The organism is Acinetobacter sp. GQ146, from assembly GCF_059758585.1.
Window position 1 is genome coordinate 510,458 of the sequence record NZ_JCAXDV010000002.1, and the last position, 26,463, is coordinate 536,920.

Below are 26,463 nucleotides of genomic sequence, written 5' to 3' on the forward strand. Positions count from 1 at the left end.
AAGCTTAAAATTGTAAGACGTAGCATAACACTTTCAACGCACGATTCTCATCGTGTGTATCAATCATCTTCATCATCAAAGTCGTCGTCATCGTCTATATCATAATCAAAATCTTTTAACTCGCGCTCTAAACGGCGTTGTGCGAGTAAATCATCGATTAATCGACGTTTTTCCAGCGACTCTTTTGCGCTAATCTTTCCTGATGCCTCGTCAAAATTGACGTCATCATCACCGTAGTTATCATCTAATTCAAAATCTGTTGAAGACACTCAAACTACCTCAGAATAAAAATATAATGGGTCTAGGCGCTATTTATCCTGCTTCAGAATCCTTGTCAAGATTTATTTAAATTTATCCCATTTAATTTGAATTTTAGTCTTTATTTTTAACCATTTTTTATGGCATGATATAATCCACCTTGCGTCTTTCTGTTTTTCGGTATTTTTAATATCAAATCCAAAAATTTTGATTTGGATTTTAAACTGACAAGCGTGAGGGATGAACTTGAAAATAACAATTTCACCCCCATCTTTATCACTGAATTTACATTTAATATTTTATCAGGCGGCTTATAAGCTGATTATTCCTGATGAGATACATTGCAATTTACAGATTAAATTTATGAAGCGAACTGAGCTATCTAGCGCGGTTTTTCACAATTACAGATTCAACCAAGAGTAAGCAAAGATGAGCGATATGACTTCCCCTACTTCGCAAGTAGCGGCTCTGATTAGCCGAGGCAAAGAGCAAGGTTACTTAACTTATGCTGAGGTTAACGATCATCTCCCAGACTCGATCACTGAAAGCGAACAGATTGAAGACATTATTCAAATGCTTCAAGACGTCGGTATTCCAGTTCACGAACGTGCACCTGAATCTGACGATACCATGTTCGAAGACAATGCAGAAGCTGCGGATGAGGTTGCTGAAGAAGAAGCTGCTGCCGTTCTTGCCTCTGTAGAAAACGAACCTGGTCGTACTACCGATCCTGTACGTATGTACATGCGTGAAATGGGTACGGTTGAGCTTTTAACCCGTGAGGGTGAGATTAGCATTGCGAAACGGATTGAAGAAGGTATTCGTGATGTCCTGCATTCTATTGCCTACTGGCCAAATGCAGTTGAAGTCGTTTTACAAGAATATAATGATTATCTAGAAGGCGAACGCCGTCTAGCTGATATTTTATCAGGTTATTTAGACCCTGAAACTGATGATGAAATTCCAGAAGTTCTGGAAGAAGTATCCGAGCTGGAAGAAGAGGAAGAAGCATCAACCAAGTCAACTAAAGACGTTAAATTGGATGATGATGACGAAGATGAAGAATCTGAAGGTGATGATGACTCTGAAGGTGATTCAGGCCCTGACCCAGAAGTGGCAAAAGTTCGTTTTGAAGAGTTAGAAGCAGCTTGGAATGAAACCAAATCTGTAATTGCTAAACATGGTCGCAACAGTGAAGAAGCGAAAGCTTCGCTTGAAGCACTTGCTACTGTGTTTATGATGTTTAAATTTACCCCGCGTTTATTTGACATCATCTCTGAAATGATCCGTGGCACACACGAACAAATTCGTACCTCTGAACGTGAAGTGATGCGTTATGCAGTCCGTCGTGGTCGTATGGATCGTACGCAATTCCGTACCTCGTTCCCAGGTCAAGAATCAAACCCAGCTTGGTTAGACGAACAAATCGCGAAAGCACCTGCTGAGCACAAAGCACATTTGGAAAAAGTTCGTCCAGACGTACTCGCATTCCAGCAAAAAATTGCCGATATCGAAAAAGAATTGGGCTTGAATGTTAAAGACATTAAAGACATTTCTAAACGTATGGCCGTGGGCGAAGCGAAAGCACGTCGTGCGAAAAAAGAAATGGTTGAAGCCAACTTGCGTTTGGTAATTTCGATTGCGAAAAAATACACCAACCGTGGCTTACAATTCTTGGACTTGATTCAAGAAGGTAACATCGGCTTGATGAAAGCGGTCGACAAGTTTGAATACCGTCGTGGTTATAAGTTCTCAACCTATGCAACCTGGTGGATTCGTCAGGCGATCACCCGTTCGATTGCAGACCAAGCACGTACCATCCGTATTCCAGTACACATGATCGAAACCATTAACAAGATCAACCGTGTATCACGTCAACTTCTTCAGGAAATGGGCCGTGAGCCGACTCCAGAAGAATTAGGCGAACGTCTGGAAATGGACGAAGTTAAGGTCCGCAAAGTGCTTAAAATTGCCAAAGAACCGATTTCTATGGAAACGCCAATTGGTGATGATGAAGATTCGCATTTGGGTGACTTCATTGAAGACAGCAACATCACCTCTCCAGTGGATGCGGCAACTTCAGAAGGCTTAAAAGAAGCGACTCGTGAAGTCCTTGAAAACTTAACTGAGCGTGAAGCAAAAGTCTTAAAAATGCGTTTTGGTATTGATATGCCAACGGATCACACTTTGGAAGAAGTGGGTAAACAGTTTGATGTAACACGTGAACGTATTCGTCAGATTGAAGCCAAAGCTTTACGTAAATTACGTCATCCTTCTCGTTCTGAACATTTACGTTCATTCCTTGAAAATGACTAAGACCGTATGACACGGATAGAGGCCTTGAAAAACAAGCAAGCGCCTCCATCTTGTATCTATGTGAAACACAACGCCTGCTCTCCCGCAGGCGTTTGAAATAAGGGCGCTACAATGTTAGACCGTACACCATCTCGCGAACTTCAAGAACATCTTTGGGTTTTCCCAATGGATTACCCAATTAAACTCATTGGGGCAGCAGGTGATGAGTTACGCATTGCAGTCGTTGAAATTTTGGTAAAACATTTTCCAGAGTTTGATGACGAAAGCTTGCGTATTCAACCATCACGTACAGGGAAATACCATTCTCTGACGGCTCAACTCCGTTTCGAAGAACTTGAACAAGTCCATGCACTTTACGCAGATTTAGCCGCTTGTCCATTAATTAAGACCGCGCTCTAAATTCCTAAAAAACACGCAATCAAGCGTGTTTTTTTATGCCAATTCTACCGCCCCGTTTAAGAATAACTCCCCTATCTTGCGCTGCTGAGCTTATAATTTCCAGTAATTGCAAATCTTGATAAGGACGCTGCAAACGTGACTGATCCTGTTCTAAAACCTACTCTAATCATTCGCCAATTTAATCAGCTAACGCCTTATGCAGACCGTTTTCAGGAAATGAAGCAGTTCACTGAACAACGTCATGCGGAAACACCCGATGAACTTTGGTTGTTACAACATCCCGATGTGCTCACCCAAGGACAAGCTGGCAAACCAGAACACATTCTAATTCCATCTAATATTCCTGTGGTGCAAAGCGATCGTGGGGGGCAAGTCACTTGGCATGGACCGGGTCAGTTGGTGGCTTACTTTATGTTTGACTTAAACCGTTTAGGCTGGAATGTCCGTACGCTGGTGTCCTATGCCGAAAATTTGATGATCGAATTGTTGAAAAAATACGGCATAGAAGCTTATGCCAAACCAGATGCACCTGGGGTTTATGTGAATGATCGTAAAATTGGTTCACTCGGTTTTAAGATTCGCCGCGGACGCAGTTATCACGGGCTCGCCTTAAATATTGATTGTGATTTGACTGGTTTTCACACCATTAATCCTTGTGGTTATGCTGGACTCGAGATGGTGCGTATTCATGACCTTGTCCTACAAAATCCGCCAAATTTTGAAAACATATGTGCGGATATCATTGAAACTTTAGAAAACAGCGGGTACTTTAATAAAGTCCAAATTGTTCAACAATAAGCACTTTACTTTTACCAGTAAAATAAATTAGAGTATTTACTCTAAATAAAATAAAAGACTCCTAAACAAAGGGATAAGCTAGTGATTTTAAATAAATCAGTAAAGCCTGCTTTACAACTTGCCTATGTCAAACTCATGATGGATGTGATTGGCAGAGGTTTAGTCATGGCAAGTCAGGTGGATGATGAAATTAAACAGGAAGTTGCCAAATTTCCAGCCAATTTTATCTTATCCATGAATGTTTTTCCGCGCGGACCCGCGTTTATTGCCCAAGTCACTGATGACCATCAATTGGTGCTCATAAATAATACTGAGCAAAAACCTGATCTGACCATTACCTTTAAGCATCTGAGTCATGCTTTTCTGGTTTTTTCATTTCAAGAAAGTACAGCACAGGCTTTTGCTAATGATCGGATGATTGCCGATGGTGACCTGTCCTATGCAATTCGCTTGGTGCGCTGCTTAAATAAAATGGAAGCATTAATTTTACCGAAATTACTGGCCGAACTCGCAGTCAAACAATATCCACACGAACTTAGCCTAAAAGAAAAACTGACAGGCGCAGCCAATATCTATCTTAAATTGGCTCAATCATATTTCAAACGGAGTGCATAACATGGCAAAGCCTTATTACGAATTTTTTTGTCCAGTTAAAGTTATTGCAGGCAATGCAGCGTTAGAACACATTCCATTTGAACTGTCTACCCTAGGTGCAAAACGTCCGATGATCATCACGGACAAAGGCGTGCGTAGCAACCAGTTACTGGCTCCAATTGAGGCTGCTTTTGAATCGACAGATGCTGTGATTGGCTGTATTTTTGATGATGTTCCACCCGATTCAAGTTTAGATACGGTTCGCCAAGCTGCTGCTCTGTACCGTCAAAACCAATGTGATGCCATTATTGCAGTAGGTGGTGGTTCAGTGATTGATACCTCCAAAGCCACCAATATTTTAGTCAGTGAAGGTGGTGAAGATTTACTTCAATATTCTGGTGCGCACAATTTACCTAAACCATTAAAACCTTTTTTTGTGATTCCAACTACATCGGGAACAGGCTCTGAAGTTACGATGGTTGCAGTGGTATCTGATCCTGCCAAAAATGTGAAAATGGCTTTTGCATCTTATTATTTGATGCCTCATGCGGCCATTCTAGACCCACGTATGACGCAAACCTTACCACCGCATTTAACTGCCATGACGGCAATGGATGCACTCACGCATGCGGTAGAAGCTTATACCTGTATGGCTGCCAATCCGATCAGTGATGCCTATGCAACTGCCGCAATTAAAAAAATCTGTAGTCACTTGTTTAATGTCTTAGATAATCCCAACGATGCGCAAGGCCGTTTAGAACTGGCTCAAGCGTCTACCATGGCAGGCATTGCATTTTCCAACTCGATGGTCGGTTTGGTGCACTCTTTGGGACATGCTTTGGGTGCTGTAGCCCATCTCCCCCACGGACTATGCATGAATCTGTTCCTTCCATATGTATTGCAATACAACAAAGACGTGAATGGTGACAAAATTGCTGACTTGCTACTCCCTTTAGCAGGTGCAGATATCTATGCACAAACTCCTGCGCATCTGCGTGCTGAAAAAGCCATTAACACCATTCAAGCCATGCGTGACCGTTTGTTCAGCTTAACCAAACTCCCAAGAACGCTTCAAGAAACCGGAAAAGTCACTGAAGCACAACTGGATGAAGTGGCAGAAAAAGCTCTGAATGATGGTTCTATCATTTACAATCCAAAAGAAGCGACTCTTGAAGACCTCCGAGCGATCCTGCAAAAAGCTTGGTAAAACAGCGTGATCATTTAAAGCCTGATGTATAAACATCAGGCTTTTTCGTCAATGACACTAGAGTCATTATTTTTTCACCTATTTGGCAGAGAATTTGCTAAAAAATTCTACAAAATTACTGACAAGTGCCATCAATTTAGGATAGATTGGCGCACTTTATTTACTCGTAGGGGGGATCGTTCGTCTCAAACGATCCTTATAAACATGACTGATCCTTGATCAACGATTAAGAGGATAACGCCGTTGACAAATATCTCTGGGACTCAATCGGCAGCTAAACTGCAGAAAACGCTTGGACTTTGGCACATTATCATCATTGGTTTAGCTTATATTCAACCAATGACTTTGTTCGATACTTTTGGCCTAGTATCAGAAGAAAGCCATTATCATGTTCCGACCTCTTATATTATTGCCCTGATTGCAATTTTATTTACCTCCATTAGTTATGGACACATGATCCGTCGCTATCCATCTTCGGGTTCTGCATATACTTATGCACAAAAATCGATTCACCCGAATGTCGGTTTTATGGTGGGTTGGTCATCATGGTTAGACTATCTTTTATCACCAATGGTCAATATTATTTTGGCGGTGATTTATCTTGAAGCCTTATTCCCTAATGTAAACCATTGGGTTTGGGTGTTTGGTCTAACTGCATTTATGACTGGGGTTAACCTTCGTGGTGCGCGTTTTGTTGCCAACTTTAACAGTCTGATTGTTTTCGTTCAGTTAGGTGTAATTGCTTACTTTACATGGATGGTATATCAATTACTTGCTGCTGGTGTGAATGCAGATGGCACTTTAGTCAATGCAAGCTATCAACTCTGGAGTCTAGAACCATTTTGGAACGAGATGACCACTGTTGGTGCATTAATTACTGGTGCAACCCTACTCTGCTTCTCATTCACAGGTTTTGACTCGCTCAGCTCTTTGGCTGAAGAAACCAAAGATACTGAAAAGACTTTGCCTAAAGCCATCTTTATGACGGCATTAATTGCAGGTATTATTTTCATTATCAGTACCTACTTTATGCAGATCTACTTCCCGAATGATCCAAAAACCTATTTTGAAGATGTTGCTGCAACCCAGCCTGATATTTTACAGGCAGTTGGTGGCGTAGCCTTCAAAACAGCGGTACTGTATTTTGCGATCGTAACGGTTATGGCATCAGGGATTTCAGCACATGCTGGCGTATCACGCTTAATGTATGTGATGGGGCGTGATGGCGTGATCAACAAGAAAGTATTTGGTCATATTAGTCCGAGAACGTATACACCATCTTACAACATTTTAATTGTTGGTTCTGTTGCACTGACCGCGGGCTTTATGGATCTGGATATCGTGATTTCAATGATCAGTTTCGGTGCATTAACAGCCTTTACTTTTGTAAACTTGTCTGTGATCTCTCGCTATGCATTACGCGATGGTCGCACCAAAACAGCCAAAGAAATCATCAACTTTGTGGTGATTCCAATGCTTGGTTTCATCAGTATTTTTGCGATGTGGCTCGAAATTGAAGAAACCGCGTTGAAATACGGTTTGTGGTGGGCAATGTTTGGTATTTTATACTTAGGCTATAAAACCAAAGGCTTCAAACAACCTGCTCCACAGCACAATGAGTTTGATGATCATCACTAATTTGTAGTGTTAAATTCATTAAAAAAAGACGCGTTAGCGTCTTTTTTTATTCAACTTGATCTCAACAGTTAAGCAACAAATTTCTGCGTAATTGCAGCAATACGCTGCGCATACTCTTCAGCTGTCTGCAAATCACCGGATGGAATCTCTTCGACTCCGGCATCTGAAGGCGTTTGCACCAATAACCCAACAGAACCACCTAAATTATTCACATCCTCTCGGGTTGCCGATTTACTATTTGCAGGTAATAAACCGAGACTCACCCAAATACCACCATGCTGTGAAGCCAAGGTCTGGAGTTGAATTAAGGTCACTTGCTTATCACCATTCAAACTTGCGCTATTGGTAAATCCTGCAAAAATTTTGTCTTGCCACGCACGAGTGAACCATTTTTTTGAGCTCGCATCTGCAAACTTCTTAAATTGCCAAGGGGCTGACCCCATATAGGTGGGCGCACCGAATACAATTGCATCAGATTGATCGAGCGTGTGCCAATCTTGTTCTTGAATTTCACCATTGCTATCAATTTCTATTAAATGCGCTGCAATTTTATTTGCCATGGTTTGTGCAATTACTTTGGTATGACCATAGCCAGAGAAATATACGACTGCAATATTCGACATCTTGTTTTCCTCATCTTGACATCATGCTGGGTTAGCCCCAACTGAGCTTCTCAGCAGAACCCTTTCGCACTGAACAGCTTTACCGTGTATGAATCCATGATACACTTATGCAACCTAGTATCAATTAGTTACCACTTGGTAACTGGTCTAGCAAAACGGTGTTTGACTGTTCCAAACAGATAGATTCGGCAGGTGTGATATGAATAAGCCAATGAAATTTAATATTTTTCACCCAGAATGTCCTGCACGACTATTTTTTGAAAAATTTGCAGACAAGTGGATTCTGTTAATTGTTTATACGCTGGATCAGCGGCCTCAGTACTTTAACGAACTGAAAAAGAATATCTTAGGTATTTCACCTAAAGTACTGTCGCAAAAATTAAAAATTTTAGAACGGGATGGTTTTCTAACACGGACAATTCATGAAGATAATGTGATTCGCGTGGAGTATCAACTGACAGGAATTGGCAAAGACTTTGCGCAAAATGCCTATCAACTCAAAGACTGGGTCGAAGCCAATATGGAAAAAGTTCTCGATTTAAGGGCGGGATTTGACCAACGCCAAGAGCACGTAGAGTGAGTTTAAACTCACTCTACTTTTATAATGGATTATTCGGCTAAAGACTTAAAGCCTTGCTGACGCCAAGCTTCATAAACAATCACGGCTGTCGCATTCGATAAATTCAAGCTTCTAGAATTTGGTGCCATTGGCAAACGAATCCAATGTTGCTGAGGAAACATTAAACGGACATGTTCGGGTAAACCACGTGTTTCTGGCCCCATGAGCAAAGCAATCGGGCGATTCAAATCAGAAGTATGCGGCGTTTCAGTGCCTTTGGTAGTCAAAGGATAAACTGCATTCTGATCCACCCCTTGCGCGGCTAAAAATTCAAGACATTGTTCAATATTGTCCCAAATTTGCATACGTGCCCATTCATGGTAATCCAAGCCTGCTCGTTTCAGTTTTTTATCATCCAACTCAAAACCCAATGGCTTAATCAGATGTAGCTGCGCTCCAGTATTGGCACATAAACGAATGATATTTCCTGTATTGGCAGGAATTTCAGGCTCGTATAAAACAACATGGATCACAGTTTTTCTCTACTTAATAACTTGACCATCTATGCTACTTGCCAATTACGGTACAGTGCCATACCGCAATTGCAAATAAAAGAGATAGCGAATGGATGAAACAATGGCAAGGTGCTATTGCCATTGTAATTGTTCGCGCAAACTCACTACTTCACCAATAATGGTTAAAGTTGGCGCTTGAATATGATGTTCACTGACTTTGCTGGCAATATCTGCCAAAGTTCCCACCACAACTTTCTGTTCTGGAGTCGTGCCTTTTGAAATCAGGGCGACAGGCATGTTCGGGCGCTGACCATGCGCAATCAATTGTTGGCAAGTATTCTCTAGACCCACCAAGCCCATATAGAGCACCAGCGTCTGATTTTCATAAACCAGTTCAGGCCAAGGCAGTTCAGGTGAACCCTCTTTAAGATGTCCGGTCAAGAACCGTACACTTTGCGCATAATCCCGATGGGTAAGTGGAATGCCCGCATAAGCGGAACAGCCTGATGCTGCCGTAATGCCTGGTACCACTTGAAAGGTAATACCAGCATCAAACAGTTCTTGGATTTCCTCTCCACCACGACCAAAGATAAACGGATCGCCTCCTTTGAGACGGCAAACTCGTTTACCTTGACTGGCGTATTTCACCAATAAAGCGTTAATGCCTTCTTGCGGAACAGCATGATTAGATCGTGCTTTGCCGACATAAATTTTTTCAGCATCACGACGACAGAGATCCATGATCGGTTGCGATACCAAGCGGTCATAAATCACCACATCCGCTTGTTGCATTAAGCGTAGGGCTTTTAAGGTGAGCAGTTCTGGATCTCCAGGTCCTGCTCCGACCAAATACACTTCGCCTTTTGGCGTTTTCCATGCCTCTAAGGCGAGTTCAATCAGCCGATCAGCTTCAGCCTCATTACCATGAAACACCTGCTCTTTGAGTGGACCCGCGTACAAGTCTTCCCAAAAAATTCGACGCTCATCTGGATTACTGATTTTCTCTTTCACCGTTGCACGCCATTTCCCTGAAAACTCAGCCAGCTTACCCATACCATGGGGAATTAAGGTTTCTAACTGAGTCCGTAGCTGACGCGACAACACTGGAGAAGTACCGTTACTGGCAACTGAAATCACCAATGGGGAACGATCAATAATGGCAGGAACCATAAAGCGACAATGTGGCGGATCATCCACACTATTGACCAGTACCTTTTCGGCTTCGCAAGCTTCAAATACCTGCTGGTTGACAGCACGGTCATTGGTCGCAGCAATCACTAAACGATAGTCACGCAAATTGACTTGCATGGCAAAATGTTCAGCAAAATACTGGCCTTGGGTTTGTTCTACCAAAGCCAATAGATCATGTTCAATTTCAGGCGCAAGCACATGCAATATTGCCCCTGCTTTGGCTAATAAAACTGCTTTACGATAGGCAATACGCCCACCGCCGACAATCAGACACGCTTGCTGTTGCAACTTCAAAGAGATTGGAAATATCTCCACGGAATACCTCTAATATTTGTATCTGATCGTCTTAAAGCAATTTTCGTGCACAAATGCAGTCATTCATCGACTTTAATATTAGTCAATGAAGGTTAAGCCGCCCATATAGGGTTGCAATACTTCTGGAATCTCAATCGAGCCATCTGCGCGCTGATAGTTTTCCATCACGGCCAATAAAGTACGCCCGACGGCAAGTCCAGAACCATTTAAAGTATGCACAAACTCGGTCTTCTTCTGATCTGCACGATAACGTGCCTTCATACGACGCGCTTGGAAATCCCACATATTTGAGCATGAAGAAATTTCACGATAAGTGTTTTGACTCGGCACCCAAACTTCAAGATCATAAGTTTTTGCAGCACCAAAGCCCATATCACCGCCACATAATGTGATTTTACGGTAAGGTAAGCCTAATGCTTGCAAAATACCTTCTGCATGACCGGTTAATTCTTCAAGGGCTTGCATTGAATCTTCTGGTTTAACAATTTGCACCATCTCAACTTTATCAAATTGATGTTGGCGAATTAAACCACGCGTATCACGACCATAAGAACCCGCTTCACTACGGAAACATGGCGTATGTGCTGCATATTTTAACGGTAAACGATCTGCATCAATAATTTCGTCACGCACAAAATTAGTTACAGGCACTTCGGCAGTCGGAATCAAATAGTATTCTTTTTCACCTTGCAATTTGAACAAATCTTCTTCAAATTTAGGCAGTTGGCCCGTACCACGCAAAGAGTCTGCATTGACCAAATACGGCACATACGCTTCGGTATAGCCATTTTTTAGCGTATGCGTATCGAGCATGAATTGGGTGAGCGCACGTTGCAAACGTGCTAAAGGCCCTTTGAGCACGCTAAAACGCGAACCAGTAAGTTTGGTTGCCGTTTCAAACTCTAAACCACCCATCCACTCACCAAGATCCGTATGATCTTTGATGTCAAAGTCAAAGCTACGTGGTGTGCCCCACTTATACACTTCAACATTATCACTTTCGTCCTTACCTTCTGGTACAGACTCATGTGGCATGTTTGGAATAGACAACAATTTAGCTTCAAGCTCTGCCTGCAATTCTGCTAACGCAACTTCGGCCGCTTTGATTTCGTCACCAATCGCAGCCATACGCGTCATAATTTCAGAAGCATCGCCACCCGCTTTTTTAATTTGACCGACTTGCTTCGCACCCGCATTACGCTCAGCTTGTAAAGCTTCTGTTTTGGATTGTAAATCTTTACGGCGAGCTTCTAATGATGCCCACTCTTCTACATCCAACTGGATACCGCGTTTTGCTAAGGCTAAATTTACAGCCTCAATATTTGTTCTGATTAATTTCGGGTCGATCATAGCCAATCTTTGCTAAGGGAAAAAACTGGCTATAGTGTAAGCTGTTCATCTTAAAAAATACAGTCAACAACGTTCCGACACCGAGACATTCAGGTAATAATCCATCAATTAAGCTGATGGCTATAAACTTTAATGCTCAGGATATTGCGGCAGACTTGGTAAATATTCTGGACGGACAAATTTTTTCAGTGTGTAGTAGGGCAAAGTCAGCTCACTCATGCCTTCTGCATAGGAGGCCAGCTCATACAATGGATAAACAAAGACCAGTCCATTCGCACCATAATAAAAATTATCACTCAACTGCAATTTGCCTTTTTCAATATTATGTTCTTGTAGCCAATTCAAATTATTATCATACAGCGCCTCTAAAACTTGTGTATCCACACCCTCAAGCAAAATATCTTGCAAGGCTAAACGTTTTTTCTGTTTCAAATCAAAATTCACAAATTCCTGATGGTACATGCCATGTGCTGCACCTGCGGAATAAGTGTAACTTTGCATGGCAAAGGTGGCAAAATTATTGTTCTGTCCGACATAACGCACATAAGTCGAGCTTTGATTCAGGCTCGGTTGAGCATTATCATCCAAACGCACTTTTTGATTGGGCTGATCCGAAAAGGCTATTGGATCGGCTTTTTTTATCCGATCCATAAAATACTGATCAATCCATTGCATGTTCGTTTTCACAGTTTGAATATCATACTGTGTGCATCCTTCAGCCTCACAGGCTTCCGGTTTATTTAATTTCACCGCAACCACTTTGGCTTGAATGGCGGGAATCGTATCTACGGTTGTCGAGTGTTCGGCCGCCTTAGAATCTGAAACTGGCTTGGATGCTTCCTTAGGTTGGCAAGCTGTTAATAAAATGGTAGAACAAAGCAGCGGTAAGACAAAATATCGTTGTTTTAATTGAAAAGCATTCATAAATAGACCTTAAGTTCGGCATTTTTAAATATTGTCTTCACTATACAAAGTCTGACTTCTAGAAGACATTACAAAATGTAGCCCGACCCTATCTAGCAACTATTTTCTTTTTTCTCTTGTTAAAAAGCAGCGATCTGGTCGCTGCTTTTATGGCTCAATTTTCAATCAAAAACAAGATTCAGCTTATTGATCAATAATATCCGTGCCCTTTGGCGGAGTAAAATTAAACGTCGATGCAGGAATTGCCGCATTAAGCTTTACATTATTGAACTTCACATAAGTGGTTTGACCCAATGAATCTTGTAAAATCATAAGATTCGGGGCTTTGTTTATACCAAAACTAATCGTTAAGCTTTGGAAGGCACCATCATCACTTTTCGGATAAAGGGTATAATAGGTTTTGCCTTTATTCGGTTGAGTAATGCGATAAGACTTCATAATTTGGTTGGTATTACCCGACAATAACAATGCTGGCGTATTCGCAACTTGTTCATCTAGATTCTGACGCACCGCTTGCTGTAAATCTGGATCATAAATCCATACTGTTTTGCCTGAAGTCACGATGGTTTGCTTAGCTGGCGATGTCGTTTCCCAGAAAAACTTCCCTGGTCGAGCGACTTTCATTGTACCTTTAAAAGCCTGATTCATATGTTGAGCCGTCAAGCCTTTCTTTTGACTGCTGCGATTTCCCGATGTTACCTTGGTGGTTTGTACAAAATTCGCACTTAAGCTCTGAATACCACTTAATTGTTTTACCAAGTTAGCTGTTGCTTGTTGCTCCGATGCCGCGACAGGTGCCGCAAAAACAGTCGTACTCATCATTGGAGCCAAGCTCGCAGCTCCCAATGTCATAGCACACATGGTTTTACGAAGCATATTCATGTCATCACCTTTCTTTTTTGCAAGTTTGCAATCTTTGGAAAGACTCATATTAAACTAAATTTTTAGGCTAATAATCGAGAAAATAAGAAGATTTGTATATTTATTAAGGTGAAATGTAGTGATCCATTCATCATAATGAAGATCTTATTGGTATTTTCAAATGCAGAAAAGCCCCTGAATCATCAGAGGCTTCCCTGCTTGAGCAAAGACAAGGATTACTTATTTCCATTGCCAACCCACTGAAGCGCCAGCTCCAAAGTCACCTTCACTATTAAATGTTACTGCTGCTTTATAGACATATTTATTACTTTCAGTCACACCACTCATACCGAAGGCATAACCTTGTTCTCCTTCCCACATACCGACACCAGCACTAAACATACTATAACCAGCTTCAGTAGGTTGCGGTAAGGACGCGATCGCAATACTTGAAGCAACTGCGGCATAGGTTTTATCCTCTAATCTCCGCATATCTTGATTCAATGCATTGACTCGGCTGTCTGTATAAGCTTTCGCATCATTTAAGGTTTGTTTTCCTACTTGATCTACATACGTTTTCGCTTGATTTAGGATAGTCGTATCTGCCGCTGCCATGGCTTCTGGGGTAATACCATTGGTTCCATCAGCACCCGCTTCACCTTTCAAACTAGCCAACCATTCTATAATGGTTCCTTTATAGCCATTTGTAACTGCAGCATTATATGCACTTACACCAGTAGCGCCTGTAGCACCCGTTGCACCTTTTAAACTTTCTAGCCATTCAGTAATAGTACCTTCATAGCCTTGTGATACTGCTTGTTGATAAGCACTCAAACCTTGAGCACCTAGTGCACCAGTTGCGCCTGTAGCACCCGTTGCGCCTGTGGCTCCCGTAGCACCTGTGGCTCCCGTAGCACCCGTTGCGCCTGTGGCTCCCGTTGCACCTGTGGCACCAGTTGCGCCTGTTTCACCTGTAGCTCCCGTTGCGCCTGTAGCACCCGTTGCGCCTGTGGCTCCCGTTGCACCTGTGGCTCCCGTTGCACCAGTTGCGCCTGTTTCACCTGTAGCACCAGTTGCGCCTGTGGCTCCCGTTGCACCTGTGGCACCAGTTGCGCCTGTAGCACCAGTTGCGCCTGTGGCTCCCGTTGCACCTGTAGCTCCCGTTGCACCTGTAGCACCCGTTGCGCCTGTAGCTCCTGTAGCACCTGTGGCTCCCGTTGCACCAGTGGCTCCCGTTGCACCAGTGGCTCCTGTTTCACCTGTAGCTCCCGTTGCACCTGTAGCACCCGTTGCGCCTGTAGCTCCTGTAGCTCCCGTTGCACCAGTGGCTCCTGTTTCACCTGTAGCTCCCGTTGCACCAGTTGCGCCTGTAGCACCAGTTGCGCCTTGAAGACTATCTAACCATTGGCTTTCTGTCCCCTCAAAACCATTGTTCACCGCAACTTGATAGGCACTATCTCCATCTTGACCATCAATACCATTTGTGCCATCCATACCATCTTGGCCATCTGCTCCTTGTAGGCTGTCAAGCCATTCTGTTTCAGTCCCCTCAAAACCATTATTGACTGCTACTTGATAGGCACTATCACCGGCAGGTCCTGTAGGACCAGTAGGTCCAGGTATTCCATCGGTTGGACAATCACCTGTGTCTTGATTAGCATTACACGAAGCTGCAAAAACATTTGTATTCGCTGTCAATAAAATTGCACTTAAAAGAAGCACTTTCAAAGCAAACTTTTGTTTAGGTAAATAATGATTTGGCTCAAGTTGATTTAGATTCATTGCGGTGGCAATTGCAGCGCTCACTGGGCTTTGTTCATTTTTCAACTCATTCACAAAGCCTTGCGTAATTTGGCTGTCCGAAGAGTTCAAGACATTTTTATCTATTTTTTTCATGTCTTACTTCCTTATCTTTCTCCTATTCACACTATTACACCCTTAAAATAATGTGATGTACATCACCATTTATAGGTATATTGTGATAAAAGAAACTTTAACTAATAAGGCTTTTTCTTATCGGAACATGATTAAATTATTCTTTATTTATTAGGTATTAACGATAAAAAATTTAAATAAAAAAACCCGCTCAAAGCGGGTTTTCTCGAACTATTTAAGCTTAAGCTTCAACAGTTACATAGCGACGGCCAAATTGACCTTTCACTTCAAATTTTACTACGCCGTCAGCAGTAGCAAATAAAGTATGGTCACGGCCCATACCAACATTTGCACCAGCGTGGAATTCTGTACCACGTTGACGAACGATGATGTTACCTGCAGTTACAGTTTGACCACCGTAAACTTTAACACCTAACATCTTAGGATTTGAGTCACGACCGTTCTTAGTCGAGCCACCGGCTTTTTTAGATGCCATGTCTATTTACTCCTCGTGATTAGCCTGAGATACCAGTAATTTTCAACTCGGTAAACCATTGACGGTGACCGGTTTGCTTACGGTAGTGTTTACGACGACGCAACTTAACGATGCGGATTTTGTCGTGACGACCATGGCCAACCACTTCTGCAGTTACTTTAGCGCCAGCTACAACTGGAGCACCGATTTGAATGCTTTCGCCGTTTACAACCATTAATACGTCATCAAACGTAATAGTCGCACCAGTTTCAGCTTTCAATAATTCAACTTTAAGGGTTTCACCCTCAACTACACGGTGCTGTTTACCACCGCTTTGGATTACTGCGTACATAATGTACTCCAAACATGCCCGTGTCGTCGTGCCGATAAAGGGATATATCGATCTTAAAACGATCGCCACTGGGGTTATACAAGGGGACAGATTTTAAGTGATAATCGCACAAACAACAAGCCATCTTCAAAAAAAATCCTGAACTTGCTACTCAGTTGGAGTTAAAGTAGCAACATGCTAAATTAAAATAGAATGAAACACATACGACTGTGTAATAAACAATAGATTTTTAAAATCAATTCGCTACTATAGTCAGCAGATACATTTTTGATGTCGCTAATCGCGTCTTTAGCTGAATGAAGGCAAACCAATCGATGCTATTTTCTAACCTAGCAATGCTCTGTGTTCGGTTTTAGTTTCAAAGATATCGATTGGTTGTCGTATCAATTTCCAGCGCAATAGATCAATACATCACCCAACCAGTAGAGGTTTCTATTCCTATGGCCATCGACTTTAAGCAAGATATTCTCGCCCCTGTAGCTCAAGACTTTGCTGAGATGGACACATTTATTAATGAAGGAATCACCTCTAAAGTAGCTCTGGTGATGGCAGTCAGTAAACATGTCGTAGAAGCAGGCGGTAAACGTATGCGTCCGATTATGTGTTTACTTGCGGCAAAGGCCTGTGGTGCAGAAGATTTGGCGCAGCAACGCAAATTGGCCGCAATCATTGAAATGCTGCATACCGCAACACTGGTGCATGATGATGTCGTGGATGAGTCAGGTTTACGTCGCGGTCGCCCTACTGCAAATGCTACATGGAACAATCAAACCGCTGTGCTCGTTGGAGACTTCCTGATTTCACGCTCTTTTGATTTATTGGTCGATCTGAATAATATGACCTTATTAAAAGACTTTTCTACAGGAACTTGTGAAATTGCTGAAGGTGAAGTTCTTCAACTGCAAGCCCAACATCAGCCAGATACCACAGAACAAACCTATTTAGATATTATTCATGGCAAGACCTCACGCTTGTTTGAGTTAGCCACTGAAGGTGCTGCCATTTTGACAGGTACTCCACAATATCGTGAACCATTAAGAATATTTGCAGGCCATTTTGGTAATGCTTTCCAAATTATTGATGACATTTTAGATTACACTTCTGATGCAGAAACACTCGGTAAAAACATTGGTGATGACTTAATGGAAGGTAAACCGACGCTGCCATTAATTGCTGCACTACAACATACCACTGGTGAACAACACCAAATTATCCGTAAAAGTATTGCCACAGGCGGCACAGCACAACTTGAACAAGTCATCAACATTGTGCAGCAATCAGGTGCCTTGGACTATTGCCGCAAACGCGCCACTGAAGAAACTGAAGCGGCTCTATCTGCATTAACAGCCTTACCAGATAGCCCTTATCGTCAAGCCTTGTCTAACTTAGCACAATTGGCTTTACACCGAATTCAATAAAGAAGACTCGCCTATTTGCTTATGCATATCCAATTTAATCATGTGTTACGAAACATGCAGGAACAGCTTGAGAGCACTCAAGCTGTTGAAGATCGTTTACTGATTGAACTGGTCAATCTCGTTCGACCTAGTGACAGCAAGAATGTCGAGGAAATTGAGCTAAAATTTAGACAATTCATTCAGAGCCTGCTCATAACCCCTCAAGCAGCAAATACGTTGCAGTGCTATTTACTCCGCCTCATCAATCAATATAAACAGACCAGTTTATTTGCAGATACAGGCATTTTGTCGCTCGATGGTTTCTGGAATCAGCTGGCCCAACGTCTTGGCGCCCATGTTTTACCGCTCATAAATGACGACACGCAATTACAAGATCTGGTTCGTCGTGTCTTTCACCAACCGAATGACCAATACTGGTTGGACCAAATTTCGGAACAGCACTGGCGTCAATTGTTTCAGTTATTGAATCAGGGCCATAGCAATCAAAAAGAAAAGACCAAGATCAAAGATCAACTGATTAAAGCCATTACCGTCATTTCTTATCGTATTAGTGGCATTGGTCTCTATCCAGAATTTATTAATGCCCAGCCCGAACTGACAGAATACGAGTCTCCATTTTTAGTCCAAAATCGCGAAATTATTGATTTTATTCAACAATATAAAACCCTGCATCAAAATCAGGACGAATTTGCGTTGATTGCCGTACCCGATGCAGCTCAAGCGATGGTCATGATTGATCAATGCCGAGAAGTTGTGCTGAAAATACGACGCGCGACCAAACGCATTGGCGTGAGCATTAGCCTCACCTATTTGCTGTCCTTACTCGAACAATGCTTAGACCGTGTCGAGCTGCTACTGCAATTGATTGTTGAAGATGATGACTTCCGCTATCAAGCCATGAGCAGTTTACTGATTGATATTACCCAAGCTATTTATAACGAGCGAAGTGTACGTGCACTTTTAGCCAACAATAGCGAACTCATTGCCTTACAAGTGACTGAAAATGCCAGCAAAACTGGTGAACATTATGTAAGTACAGACAAAAAAAGCTTTTGGTCCATGTACCGTTCGGCGGCAGGTGCAGGTGTCATTATTGCCATCATGGCGACTTTAAAAACGCTGGCTTCGCGTGTTGTGATGGCTCCCATCATGCAAGCTTTTGTGTTTAGTATGAATTATTCATTCGGCTTTATGTTCATTCATATTATTCACTGTACGGTTGCCACGAAACAACCCGCCATGACAGCTGCGGCATTAGCAGCAACCGTACAACAGCGTAAAGGTTCCAAAACTGCTCAAATTGCGGAATTGGCGGCACTGATTATTAATATTATTCGCACGCAATTTATTGCCATTTTAGGCAACATTTCCATCGCTATTCCTGTGGCCGCATTGATTGCATGGCTCTGGCAAATCGGTTTGCATGAACCCTTAATGAATCATGCCAAAGCAGCAAAAGCCTTACATGACTTAAATCCCTTCACTTCTCTCGCGATTCCCCATGCCGCAATTGCAGGCGTCTGCCTGTTTTTTTCAGGTCTGATCGCAGGTTATTTTGACAACATGGCGGTATATCGCAAGGTGGGACCGCGAATTAAAGCCCATGTCTATTTAAAATTAATGCTGGGACAAGAACGGCTGAACACATTCGCTGAATACATTGAGCGAAATTTAGGGGCACTGGCAGGTAATTTTATCTTTGGCATCATGCTGGGGAGCATGGGAACCATTGGTTTTATTTTAGGACTCCCTCTCGATATTCGTCATATTGCCTTCGCATCTGCCAACTTTATTCAAGGCTTAATGAATATTAACGATAGCCCTGATATTGGTCTAATTATCGTTTCGTTTCTCGGGGTCCTGTTAATTGGTTTAACCAACTTATTTGTGAGTTTTACCCTAACGATTATTGTGGCTTTAAGAGCACGTCGCGTAAGGTTTGAGCAATGGAAACCCTTGGCTAAACTGGTTCTCACTCACTTTTTGACCCGTCCAAGTGACTTTTTCTGGCCACCTAAAACGCCCTTAGTGGTTGAAGAAACTACAAATAATCACAAAACTTTAAGTAAATGATTTGTTATATTTTCACCTCACTATAGATAAATTTAACCGAGTTCACACAGACTTGAAAAAAAGTGTACTGACTAGTACACTTTGACCCAGAGATTAACTGGGGAGGTCCGGTTAAAACGAACAAGAGGTTAATGCATGCCATACTTGTTGTTAATTATTGGTTGTTTTTTATTATTTTTCAGTGTTTTGATCTTAAAAACTCCCACTTTGCTGACACTCGACTTAACAATTGTCGAATGGGCAAGTCTTCATCGCACTGAAGAACTCAATCAAATTACAACCCTTCTTTCAGCAGTCGGCGGTATGCCTTTCGTGCTTTTTTTTACCACTTTATGGTGTTTAGCACTATGGAGGTATAAAAAACACTCATATATCTTTCTAATCTGTTTAGGATTATTTGGAAGTGGAGCAATTGCTTGGCTACTTAAATACTGGATTGCAAGACCGCGCCCACCTGAAATGCTGCATTTGGTTCAGAGTTATGGCGCCTCTTTTCCCAGTGCGCATAGTGTCTATGCAGCAGCATTAAGTTGTTTAGTTCTTTATCTCTATCAGACCCATTCCAAGTCTATCTATATCTGTAGTTTTGCAGTGTTATGGCTGATGGTGATGGGATGTTCGCGAGTGTACTTGGGTGTACATTTCCCTTCCGATGTTCTTGCAGGTTGGAGCATAAGTTTTATTTGGATTAGCCTGCTTTATATAGTGTATACGCATTATACAAAGCGAAAAATAATTTAATTTTTAGATAATAATCTATCCGAGGTGGAACAATGATGTCTGCAAAGCTTTGGGCGCCTGCCCTCACCGCTTGCGCATTAGCAACAAGTATTGCACTTGTTGGTTGTAGCAAAGACCCTGAAGATGCTCAAAAAGCTGCAGCATCTCAAAAAATGCCCCCAACTGAAGTGGGCATTATTGTTGCTCAACCGCAAAACGTCGAACAATCTGTAGAATTATCTGGCAGAACCACAGCGTTTGAAGTATCAGAAGTTCGCCCGCAAACCAGCGGTATTATTCTGAAGCGCTTATTTGCAGAAGGTAGCTATGTCCGTGAAGGTCAAGCATTGTATGAACTTGATTCTCGTGCCAACCGTGCGACTTACGACAATGCCAAAGCATCGCTCCTACAACAAGAAGCCAATCTAAGTTCATTAAGAACCAAGATGAACCGTTATCAACAACTGGTTTCGAGTAATGCTGTTTCAAAACAAGACTATGATGATTTAGTCGGTCAAGTGAAAGTGGCGGAAGCACAAGTCGCGGCAGCCCGCGCACAGGTTAAAAATGCTGAAGTTGACCTCGGTTATTCAACCATTCGTTCACCTATTTCGGGTCAAACCAACCGTTCAACGGTAACTGCGGGTGCCTTGGTAACCGCAAACCAGACTGAACCCTTGGTTACGATTCAACGTTTAGATCCAATTTATGTGGATATTAACCAATCAAGCTCTGAGTTATTGCGCTTACGCCAGCAACTCAGTAAGGGCAGCCTCGACAGCAGCAATAACACCCGCGTTAAGCTCAAACTAGAAGATGGCAGCGAATATCCTGTAGAAGGACGTTTGGCATTCTCTGATGCCAGTGTCAATCCTGATACCGGAACAGTGACGATTCGTGCGGTATTCCCGAACCCGAATCATCTGCTTCTTCCAGGCATGTTTGCCAATGCGAAAATTGTTCAGGGTGTGATTCCGAATGCAATTTTAGTCCCGCAAGCCGCGATTACACGTACTCCAACGGGTCAAGCCATGGCGATGATTGTGGATGCAAAAGGGACGATTGAATCGCGCCCAGTAACAACGGTGGGTGTTCAAGGTCAGGACTGGATTGTGACTGAAGGCATTAAAGTGGGTGAAAAAATTGTAGTCGATGGTATGGCGAAAGTAAAAGCAGGACAAACTGTGACTACCAAACCATATCAACCTCAAGCTGGAGCACCAACTGCTTCTGCACCTGCACCAACTGAAAAACCGCAAGCGAAGCAAGCTGAATCAAATACTGATCAAAAAGCTACTTCACACGCTTAAGGGGTAGACTGAATGGCTCAATTTTTTATTCATCGCCCCATTTTTGCGTGGGTGATTGCACTGGTCATCATGTTGGCGGGTATTCTCACGCTAACAAAAATGCCTGTTGCCCAATATCCAACCATTGCACCTCCTGTGGTGACAATTTCTGCAACGTATCCAGGAGCTTCGGCACAAACTGTTGAAAATACCGTGACCCAGATCATTGAACAACAAATGAATGGTCTAGATGGTTTACGTTATATTTCATCGAACAGTGCTGGTAATGGTCAAGCATCGATTAACTTGAACTTTGAACAAGGGGTCGATCCTGATATCGCTCAAGTTCAAGTACAGAACAAACTACAATCTGCAACCGCGCTTTTACCTGAAGATGTACAACGTCAAGGGGTAAAAGTGACCAAGTCTGGTGCGAGCTTCTTGCAAGTTCTTGCATTCCACTCACCAGATAATAGCCTGACTGCGGCAGACATTAAAGACTATGTAAACTCAAATATTTCTGAACCACTTAGCCGTGTTGCGGGGGTGGGTGAAGTACAAGTATTTGGTGGTTCATACGCCATGCGTATTTGGCTAGATCCTGCCAAAATGACCAGTTTGCAAATCACACCGAGCGACGTAGCTGCTGCGATTAAAGCGCAAAATGCGCAAGTAGCGGTGGGTCAGTTGGGTGGTGCTCCAGCGATTCAAGGTCAAGTATTGAACGCAACCGTCAATGCACAAAGCATGTTGCAAACCCCTGAACAGTTCCGAAATATTTTCCTGAAAAATACCACTTCAGGTGCTCAGGTTCGTTTGGGTGATGTTGCCCGTGTTGAATTAGGCTCAGATAACTATCAGTTTGATTCAAAATTTAATGGTAAACCTGCTGGCGGTATTGCAATCAAATTGGCCACTGGTGCGAATGCGCTAGATACCGCAGCAGCTGTAGAAGAACGTTTAAGTGAACTGCGTAAAAACTATCCTGAAGGTTTAGAAGACACGCTGGCATATGACACAACCCCATTTATTAAGCTTTCAATTGAAAGTGTGGTACACACCTTAATTGAAGCGGTAATTCTGGTCTTTATCGTCATGTTCCTGTTCTTACAAAACTGGCGTGCAACCGTTATTCCTACGCTTGCAGTGCCCGTGGTTGTTTTAGGTACATTCGCAGTCATTAACATGTTCGGCTTCTCGATTAACACCTTAACCATGTTTGCCATGGTTCTCGCGATTGGTCTTCTGGTCGATGATGCGATTGTCGTGGTCGAAAACGTTGAGCGTGTGATGCAGGAAGAACATTTGGATCCTGTGGTTGCAACTGAAAAATCAATGAAACAGATTTCAGGTGCACTGATTGGTATTACCAGTGTTTTAACCGCAGTATTCGTTCCGATGGCATTCTTTGGGGGCACAACCGGGGTTATTTACCGCCAGTTCTCCATCACCCTAGTCACCGCAATGATTTTGTCATTGATTGTGGCATTAACATTTACCCCTGCCCTGTGCGCAACCCTGTTAAAACAACACGATCCGAACAAGCCTGAAAGTAATAATATCTTTGCACGCTTCTTCCGTTGGTTTAACAGCAGCTTTGAAAAACTCTCTGTGAAATACCAAGGTGGTGTCAATCGTATGACCCATCACAAAGTGTTCTCAGGTGTTGTGTATGTCTTGGTGATTGCTGGTTTAGTAGGTCTCTACAAAGTCCTTCCTTCTTCATTCTTACCTGAAGAAGACCAAGGTGTGGTCATGACCCTTGTACAACTTCCACCAAGTGCAAGTCTTGAGCGTACAGACAAAGTCGTCACCACAATGACTGACTACTTCTTGAATAAAGAAAAAGAGCATGTACAGTCGATCTTTACGGTTTCTGGCTTCTCCTTCACAGGGGTTGGTCAAAACGCAGGTCTAGCCTTTATTAAACTGAAAGACTGGAGCGAACGTACCACACCTGAAGCGCAGATTGGTGCCATCATTCAACGTGGTATGGCGTTGAACATGATTGTTAAAGATGCGTCTTACATCATGCCATTACAGTTACCTGCAATGCCTGAATTAGGGGTTTCTTCCGGTTTCGACATCCAATTAAAAGATGCGAGCGGTCAAGGTCATGAAAAACTAATTGCAGCACGTAATGCCATTTTAGGTATGGCCGCTCAAGACAAACGCCTAGCGGGTGTACGTCCAAATGGTCAAGAAGATACACCTCAATACCAAATCACCATTGATCAAGCGCAAGCTGGTGCAATGGGTGTAAGTATTGCAGATATCAATAGCACCATGAGCATGGCTTGGGGTGGTTCATATATTAACGACTTCGTTGATCGTGGTCGTGTGAAAAAAGTTTATGTACAAGGCGAAGCCAATACACGCATGATGCCTGAAGACTTGAACAAGTGGTATGTCCGCAATAATGCCGGCACGATGGTTCCGTTCTCAGCCTTTGCAACAGGCGAATGGACTTATGGTTCACCACGTCTAGAACGTTATAACGGCGTATCTTCAGTCAATATTCAAGGTACTCCAGCACCAGGCGTGAGCTCGGGTGATGCCATGTTAGCCATGGAAGAAATTATTGGTAAGTTGCCATCTATGGGCTTACAAGGTTTCGACTATGAATGGACAGGTTTATCTTTAGAAGAACGTGATTCTGGTAGCCAAACTGGACCGCTTCTGGTTCTTTCCATGTTGATCGTCTTCTTGTGTCTTGCAGCCTTGTATGAAAGCTGGTCTATTCCTGTTTCAGTATTGCTGGTTGTACCTTTAGGTATCGTCGGTGCGTTTACTTTAACTTGGTTAGGCATGATTATTAAAGGTGACCCTAACCTGTCGTTTAACATTTATTTCCAAGTCGCAATTGTTGCTGTGATTGGTCTTTCGGCGAAAAACGCGATTTTAATTGTCGAATTTGCCAAAGAATTGCAGGAAAAAGGTGAAGATCTGTTTGATGCAACCTTACATGCTGCAAAAATGCGTTTACGCCCAATTATTATGACGACCCTTGCCTTCGGTTTTGGTGTACTTCCGCTTGCCCTTTCTGCAGGTGCGGGTGCAGGTAGCCAGCACTCTGTCGGTTATGGTGTGCTTGGTGGCGTCATTAGTTCTACACTTTTGGGTATTTTCTTCATTCCAGTATTCTTTGTTTGGATTCGAAGTATCTTCAAATACAAACCTAAGAAACAAAATCATCAGGAGCAAACATCGTGATGCAAAATGTATGGTCTATTTCAGGTCGTAGCATTGCGGTATCGGCACTTGCGCTTGCTTTGACAGCATGTCAAAGCATGCGTGGTCCAGAACCCGTCGCTCAAGCGAATATTCCACAAGGTTACACAGCGAGTGCTTCTGGTACATCCGTTGCTGAACAAGGGTATAAAGACTTTTTTGCTGATCCGCGTCTGGTACAAGTGATTGAAATGGCACTTGCCAACAACCGTGACTTGCGTACTGCTGCCTTGAATATTCAACGTGCCCAGCAAACCTATCAAATTTCGGAAAACAATCAGTTACCGACCATTGGCGCAAGTGGCAGCATTTTACGTCAAGATACGCTCAGCAGCACCAAGCCGATCACCACTTACAATGTAGGTTTAGGGGTTACCGCCTATGAGCTGGACTTTTGGGGCCGTGTACGTAGCCTGAAAGACAATGCTTTAGACAGCTATCTAGCAACGCAAAGTGCGCGTGATGCCACGCAAATTTCCTTGATTGGTCAAGTGGCTCAGGCGTGGCTCAGCTACTCTTATGCCAATGCAGGTTTAAAACTTGCCGATCAAACCTTGAAAGCCCAGCTTGAATCTTACAATCTCAACAAAAAACGTTTTGATGTGGGGATTGATAGTGAATTGCCTGTACGTCAAGCGCAGATTTCAGTGGAAACTGCACGTAATGATGTAGCGAACTACAAGACTCAAGTGGCACAAGCCCAGAACTTACTCAACCTGTTGGTGGGTCAAGCTGTACCAGAAAACTTGCTGTCTAAACAAGCCGTGACTCAGGTTAGCCGAAGCTCTGCCCTCGGTGCAGGTTTACCTAGTGATCTTCTGACCAACCGTCCCGATGTTCGCCAAGCGGAATATCAACTGTCTGCTGCGGGTGCCAACATTGGTGCAGCCAAAGCGAAGTTGTACCCAACCATTAGCTTAACGGGTTCTGCTGGTTATGCTTCGACAGATTTAAGCGAGTTGTTTAAATCGGGTGGCTTCGTTTGGTCATTAGGTCCAAGTTTGGATATTCCAATCTTTGACTGGGGCACACGTAAAGCCAATGTCAAAATTTCTGAAATTGACCAGAAAATTGCCTTGTCGAGTTATGAGCAAAGCATTCAAGCCGCGTTCCGCGAAGTGAATGATGCGTTGGCAACCCGTGAAAACATTGGTGACCGTTTAGCCGCACAACGTCGTTTGGTTGAAGCCACCAACACCACGTATAAGCTGTCTAGTGCGCGCTTCCGTGCTGGTATCGACAGTTACTTAACCGTACTCGATGCCCAGCGTAGTGCCTATTCCGCACAGCAAAGCCTCTTGTTGTTACAGCAAGCGGACTTAAACAACCAAGTTGAACTGTATAAAACGCTCGGTGGCGGGGTCAAAGCCAATACTGGTGATAGCATTCAGCATCAACCTTCAACTGCAGAAATGAAATCTGCCAAGTAAAAGTTGAAGCGATCAAAGCTCACCTCGGTGGGCTTTTTTTATTGCTTTTTAT

Annotated in this window: 23 protein-coding genes; 13 read left to right on the plus strand and 10 right to left on the minus strand. The window is 42.9% G+C overall.

What is annotated here, in order from left to right; all coding sequences use genetic code 11:
- Positions 1–59 precede the first annotated feature (59 nt).
- Positions 60–269, minus strand: coding sequence for a PA3496 family putative envelope integrity protein (locus tag AC6CHI_RS05685; RefSeq protein WP_016165788.1), 210 nt, complete (start codon positions 267–269; stop codon positions 60–62).
- A 418-nt stretch (positions 270–687) separates the two neighbouring features.
- On the opposite strand from AC6CHI_RS05685, the gene rpoD reads away from it, so the two are divergent.
- From rpoD to AC6CHI_RS05715, 6 genes are all read left to right on the plus strand, one after another.
- Positions 688–2,574, plus strand: coding sequence for an RNA polymerase sigma factor RpoD (gene rpoD, locus AC6CHI_RS05690; protein ID WP_498119950.1), 1,887 nt, complete (start codon positions 688–690; stop codon positions 2,572–2,574).
- A gap of 111 nt (positions 2,575–2,685) precedes the next feature.
- A complete protein-coding gene (locus tag AC6CHI_RS05695) occupies positions 2,686–2,973 on the plus strand; it encodes a YbeD family protein (protein ID WP_498119952.1) in 288 nt (95 codons plus the stop codon).
- A 135-nt stretch (positions 2,974–3,108) separates the two neighbouring features.
- Entirely contained in the window at positions 3,109–3,771 is a 663-nt protein-coding gene (lipB, locus tag AC6CHI_RS05700) for a lipoyl(octanoyl) transferase LipB (protein WP_498119953.1), read from the plus strand.
- 81 nt (positions 3,772–3,852) lie between these two features.
- Positions 3,853–4,386 carry a hypothetical protein gene (locus tag AC6CHI_RS05705; RefSeq protein ID WP_498119955.1) on the plus strand — a complete coding sequence of 178 codons (534 nt, stop codon included), beginning with the start codon at positions 3,853–3,855 and terminating at the stop codon, positions 4,384–4,386.
- A gap of 1 nt (position 4,387) precedes the next feature.
- Complete coding sequence (locus AC6CHI_RS05710) at positions 4,388–5,572, plus strand: iron-containing alcohol dehydrogenase (protein WP_498119957.1); 1,185 nt, start codon at positions 4,388–4,390, stop codon at positions 5,570–5,572.
- Between the two features lie 243 nt (positions 5,573–5,815).
- A complete protein-coding gene (locus tag AC6CHI_RS05715) occupies positions 5,816–7,210 on the plus strand; it encodes an APC family permease (RefSeq protein ID WP_498119958.1) in 1,395 nt (464 codons plus the stop codon).
- A gap of 68 nt (positions 7,211–7,278) precedes the next feature.
- Here the strand turns inward: AC6CHI_RS05715 and AC6CHI_RS05720 are convergent, their stop codons facing one another.
- The gene (locus AC6CHI_RS05720) at positions 7,279–7,833 is read right to left on the minus strand and encodes a flavodoxin family protein (protein WP_498119959.1); all 555 of its coding nucleotides are present in this window, start codon (positions 7,831–7,833) and stop codon (positions 7,279–7,281) included.
- A 199-nt stretch (positions 7,834–8,032) separates the two neighbouring features.
- On the opposite strand from AC6CHI_RS05720, the gene AC6CHI_RS05725 reads away from it, so the two are divergent.
- Complete coding sequence (locus AC6CHI_RS05725; protein ID WP_498119960.1) at positions 8,033–8,413, plus strand: winged helix-turn-helix transcriptional regulator; 381 nt, start codon at positions 8,033–8,035, stop codon at positions 8,411–8,413.
- A gap of 29 nt (positions 8,414–8,442) precedes the next feature.
- On the opposite strand, the gene AC6CHI_RS05730 is transcribed toward AC6CHI_RS05725, so the two are convergent.
- The 8 genes from AC6CHI_RS05730 to rplU all read right to left on the minus strand — a co-directional run bounded on the left by AC6CHI_RS05730 (position 8,443) and on the right by rplU (position 16,250).
- Positions 8,443–8,925 (minus strand): tRNA (cytidine(34)-2'-O)-methyltransferase, encoded by a 483-nt coding sequence (locus tag AC6CHI_RS05730; protein ID WP_498119962.1) that lies wholly within the window; start codon positions 8,923–8,925, stop codon positions 8,443–8,445.
- Positions 8,926–9,039: 114 nt separating this feature from the next.
- Positions 9,040–10,413, minus strand: a complete 1,374-nt coding sequence (gene cysG, locus AC6CHI_RS05735) for a siroheme synthase CysG (protein WP_498119964.1) — start codon at positions 10,411–10,413, stop codon at positions 9,040–9,042.
- Between the two features lie 78 nt (positions 10,414–10,491).
- The gene (serS, locus tag AC6CHI_RS05740; RefSeq protein ID WP_458891205.1) at positions 10,492–11,763 is read right to left on the minus strand and encodes a serine--tRNA ligase; all 1,272 of its coding nucleotides are present in this window, start codon (positions 11,761–11,763) and stop codon (positions 10,492–10,494) included.
- 129 nt (positions 11,764–11,892) lie between these two features.
- Positions 11,893–12,687 carry an RsiV family protein gene (locus AC6CHI_RS05745; protein ID WP_498119965.1) on the minus strand — a complete coding sequence of 265 codons (795 nt, stop codon included), beginning with the start codon at positions 12,685–12,687 and terminating at the stop codon, positions 11,893–11,895.
- A 183-nt stretch (positions 12,688–12,870) separates the two neighbouring features.
- Complete coding sequence (gene lolA, locus AC6CHI_RS05750; protein ID WP_498119966.1) at positions 12,871–13,569, minus strand: outer membrane lipoprotein periplasmic chaperone LolA; 699 nt, start codon at positions 13,567–13,569, stop codon at positions 12,871–12,873.
- 219 nt (positions 13,570–13,788) lie between these two features.
- Positions 13,789–15,444 (minus strand): YadA C-terminal domain-containing protein, encoded by a 1,656-nt coding sequence (locus AC6CHI_RS05755; RefSeq protein WP_498119967.1) that lies wholly within the window; start codon positions 15,442–15,444, stop codon positions 13,789–13,791.
- 220 nt (positions 15,445–15,664) lie between these two features.
- Positions 15,665–15,919: a 50S ribosomal protein L27 gene (rpmA, locus tag AC6CHI_RS05760; RefSeq protein ID WP_054580114.1), complete on the minus strand. Its 255-nt coding sequence runs from the start codon at positions 15,917–15,919 to the stop codon at positions 15,665–15,667.
- A 19-nt stretch (positions 15,920–15,938) separates the two neighbouring features.
- Positions 15,939–16,250, minus strand: a complete 312-nt coding sequence (gene rplU, locus AC6CHI_RS05765) for a 50S ribosomal protein L21 (protein ID WP_100242544.1) — start codon at positions 16,248–16,250, stop codon at positions 15,939–15,941.
- 440 nt (positions 16,251–16,690) lie between these two features.
- On the opposite strand from rplU, the gene sdsA reads away from it, so the two are divergent.
- The 6 genes from sdsA to adeK all read left to right on the plus strand — a co-directional run bounded on the left by sdsA (position 16,691) and on the right by adeK (position 26,411).
- The gene (sdsA, locus tag AC6CHI_RS05770; protein WP_458891599.1) at positions 16,691–17,668 is read left to right on the plus strand and encodes an All-trans-nonaprenyl-diphosphate synthase; all 978 of its coding nucleotides are present in this window, start codon (positions 16,691–16,693) and stop codon (positions 17,666–17,668) included.
- 21 nt (positions 17,669–17,689) lie between these two features.
- Positions 17,690–19,741: a site-specific recombinase gene (locus AC6CHI_RS05775; RefSeq protein ID WP_498119970.1), complete on the plus strand. Its 2,052-nt coding sequence runs from the start codon at positions 17,690–17,692 to the stop codon at positions 19,739–19,741.
- A 135-nt stretch (positions 19,742–19,876) separates the two neighbouring features.
- Positions 19,877–20,482: a phosphatase PAP2 family protein gene (locus AC6CHI_RS05780; protein ID WP_498119971.1), complete on the plus strand. Its 606-nt coding sequence runs from the start codon at positions 19,877–19,879 to the stop codon at positions 20,480–20,482.
- A gap of 32 nt (positions 20,483–20,514) precedes the next feature.
- Positions 20,515–21,771 carry an efflux RND transporter periplasmic adaptor subunit gene (locus AC6CHI_RS05785; RefSeq protein WP_498119973.1) on the plus strand — a complete coding sequence of 419 codons (1,257 nt, stop codon included), beginning with the start codon at positions 20,515–20,517 and terminating at the stop codon, positions 21,769–21,771.
- A 12-nt stretch (positions 21,772–21,783) separates the two neighbouring features.
- Entirely contained in the window at positions 21,784–24,963 is a 3,180-nt protein-coding gene (adeJ, locus tag AC6CHI_RS05790; RefSeq protein ID WP_498119975.1) for a multidrug efflux RND transporter permease subunit AdeJ, read from the plus strand.
- Positions 24,963–26,411 (plus strand): multidrug efflux RND transporter AdeIJK outer membrane channel subunit AdeK, encoded by a 1,449-nt coding sequence (gene adeK / locus AC6CHI_RS05795; protein ID WP_498120071.1) that lies wholly within the window; start codon positions 24,963–24,965, stop codon positions 26,409–26,411. Before adeJ ends, adeK begins: the two co-directional genes overlap by 1 nt.
- The last annotated feature ends 52 nt before the right edge of the window (positions 26,412–26,463 follow it).

Bases quoted from the DNA above. Each gene is read 5' to 3' on its own strand.
- AC6CHI_RS05725 (WP_498119960.1), top strand. From the start codon at position 8,033: ATGAATAAGCCAATGAAATTTAATATTTTTCACCCAGAATGTCCTGCA.
- serS (WP_458891205.1), bottom strand. From the start codon at position 11,763: ATGATCGACCCGAAATTAATCAGAACAAATATTGAGGCTGTAAATTTA.
- AC6CHI_RS05720 (WP_498119959.1), bottom strand. From the start codon at position 7,833: ATGTCGAATATTGCAGTCGTATATTTCTCTGGCTATGGTCATACCAAA.
- AC6CHI_RS05710 (WP_498119957.1), top strand. From the start codon at position 4,388: ATGGCAAAGCCTTATTACGAATTTTTTTGTCCAGTTAAAGTTATTGCA.
- rpmA (WP_054580114.1), bottom strand. From the start codon at position 15,919: ATGGCATCTAAAAAAGCCGGTGGCTCGACTAAGAACGGTCGTGACTCA.
- adeK (WP_498120071.1), top strand. From the start codon at position 24,963: ATGCAAAATGTATGGTCTATTTCAGGTCGTAGCATTGCGGTATCGGCA.
- AC6CHI_RS05745 (WP_498119965.1), bottom strand. From the start codon at position 12,687: ATGAATGCTTTTCAATTAAAACAACGATATTTTGTCTTACCGCTGCTT.
- AC6CHI_RS05695 (WP_498119952.1), top strand. From the start codon at position 2,686: ATGTTAGACCGTACACCATCTCGCGAACTTCAAGAACATCTTTGGGTT.
- AC6CHI_RS05785 (WP_498119973.1), top strand. From the start codon at position 20,515: ATGATGTCTGCAAAGCTTTGGGCGCCTGCCCTCACCGCTTGCGCATTA.
- AC6CHI_RS05755 (WP_498119967.1), bottom strand. From the start codon at position 15,444: ATGAAAAAAATAGATAAAAATGTCTTGAACTCTTCGGACAGCCAAATT.
- rplU (WP_100242544.1), bottom strand. From the start codon at position 16,250: ATGTACGCAGTAATCCAAAGCGGTGGTAAACAGCACCGTGTAGTTGAG.
- adeJ (WP_498119975.1), top strand. From the start codon at position 21,784: ATGGCTCAATTTTTTATTCATCGCCCCATTTTTGCGTGGGTGATTGCA.
- lolA (WP_498119966.1), bottom strand. From the start codon at position 13,569: ATGAATATGCTTCGTAAAACCATGTGTGCTATGACATTGGGAGCTGCG.
- AC6CHI_RS05775 (WP_498119970.1), top strand. From the start codon at position 17,690: ATGCATATCCAATTTAATCATGTGTTACGAAACATGCAGGAACAGCTT.
- rpoD (WP_498119950.1), top strand. From the start codon at position 688: ATGAGCGATATGACTTCCCCTACTTCGCAAGTAGCGGCTCTGATTAGC.
- AC6CHI_RS05780 (WP_498119971.1), top strand. From the start codon at position 19,877: ATGCCATACTTGTTGTTAATTATTGGTTGTTTTTTATTATTTTTCAGT.
- sdsA (WP_458891599.1), top strand. From the start codon at position 16,691: ATGGCCATCGACTTTAAGCAAGATATTCTCGCCCCTGTAGCTCAAGAC.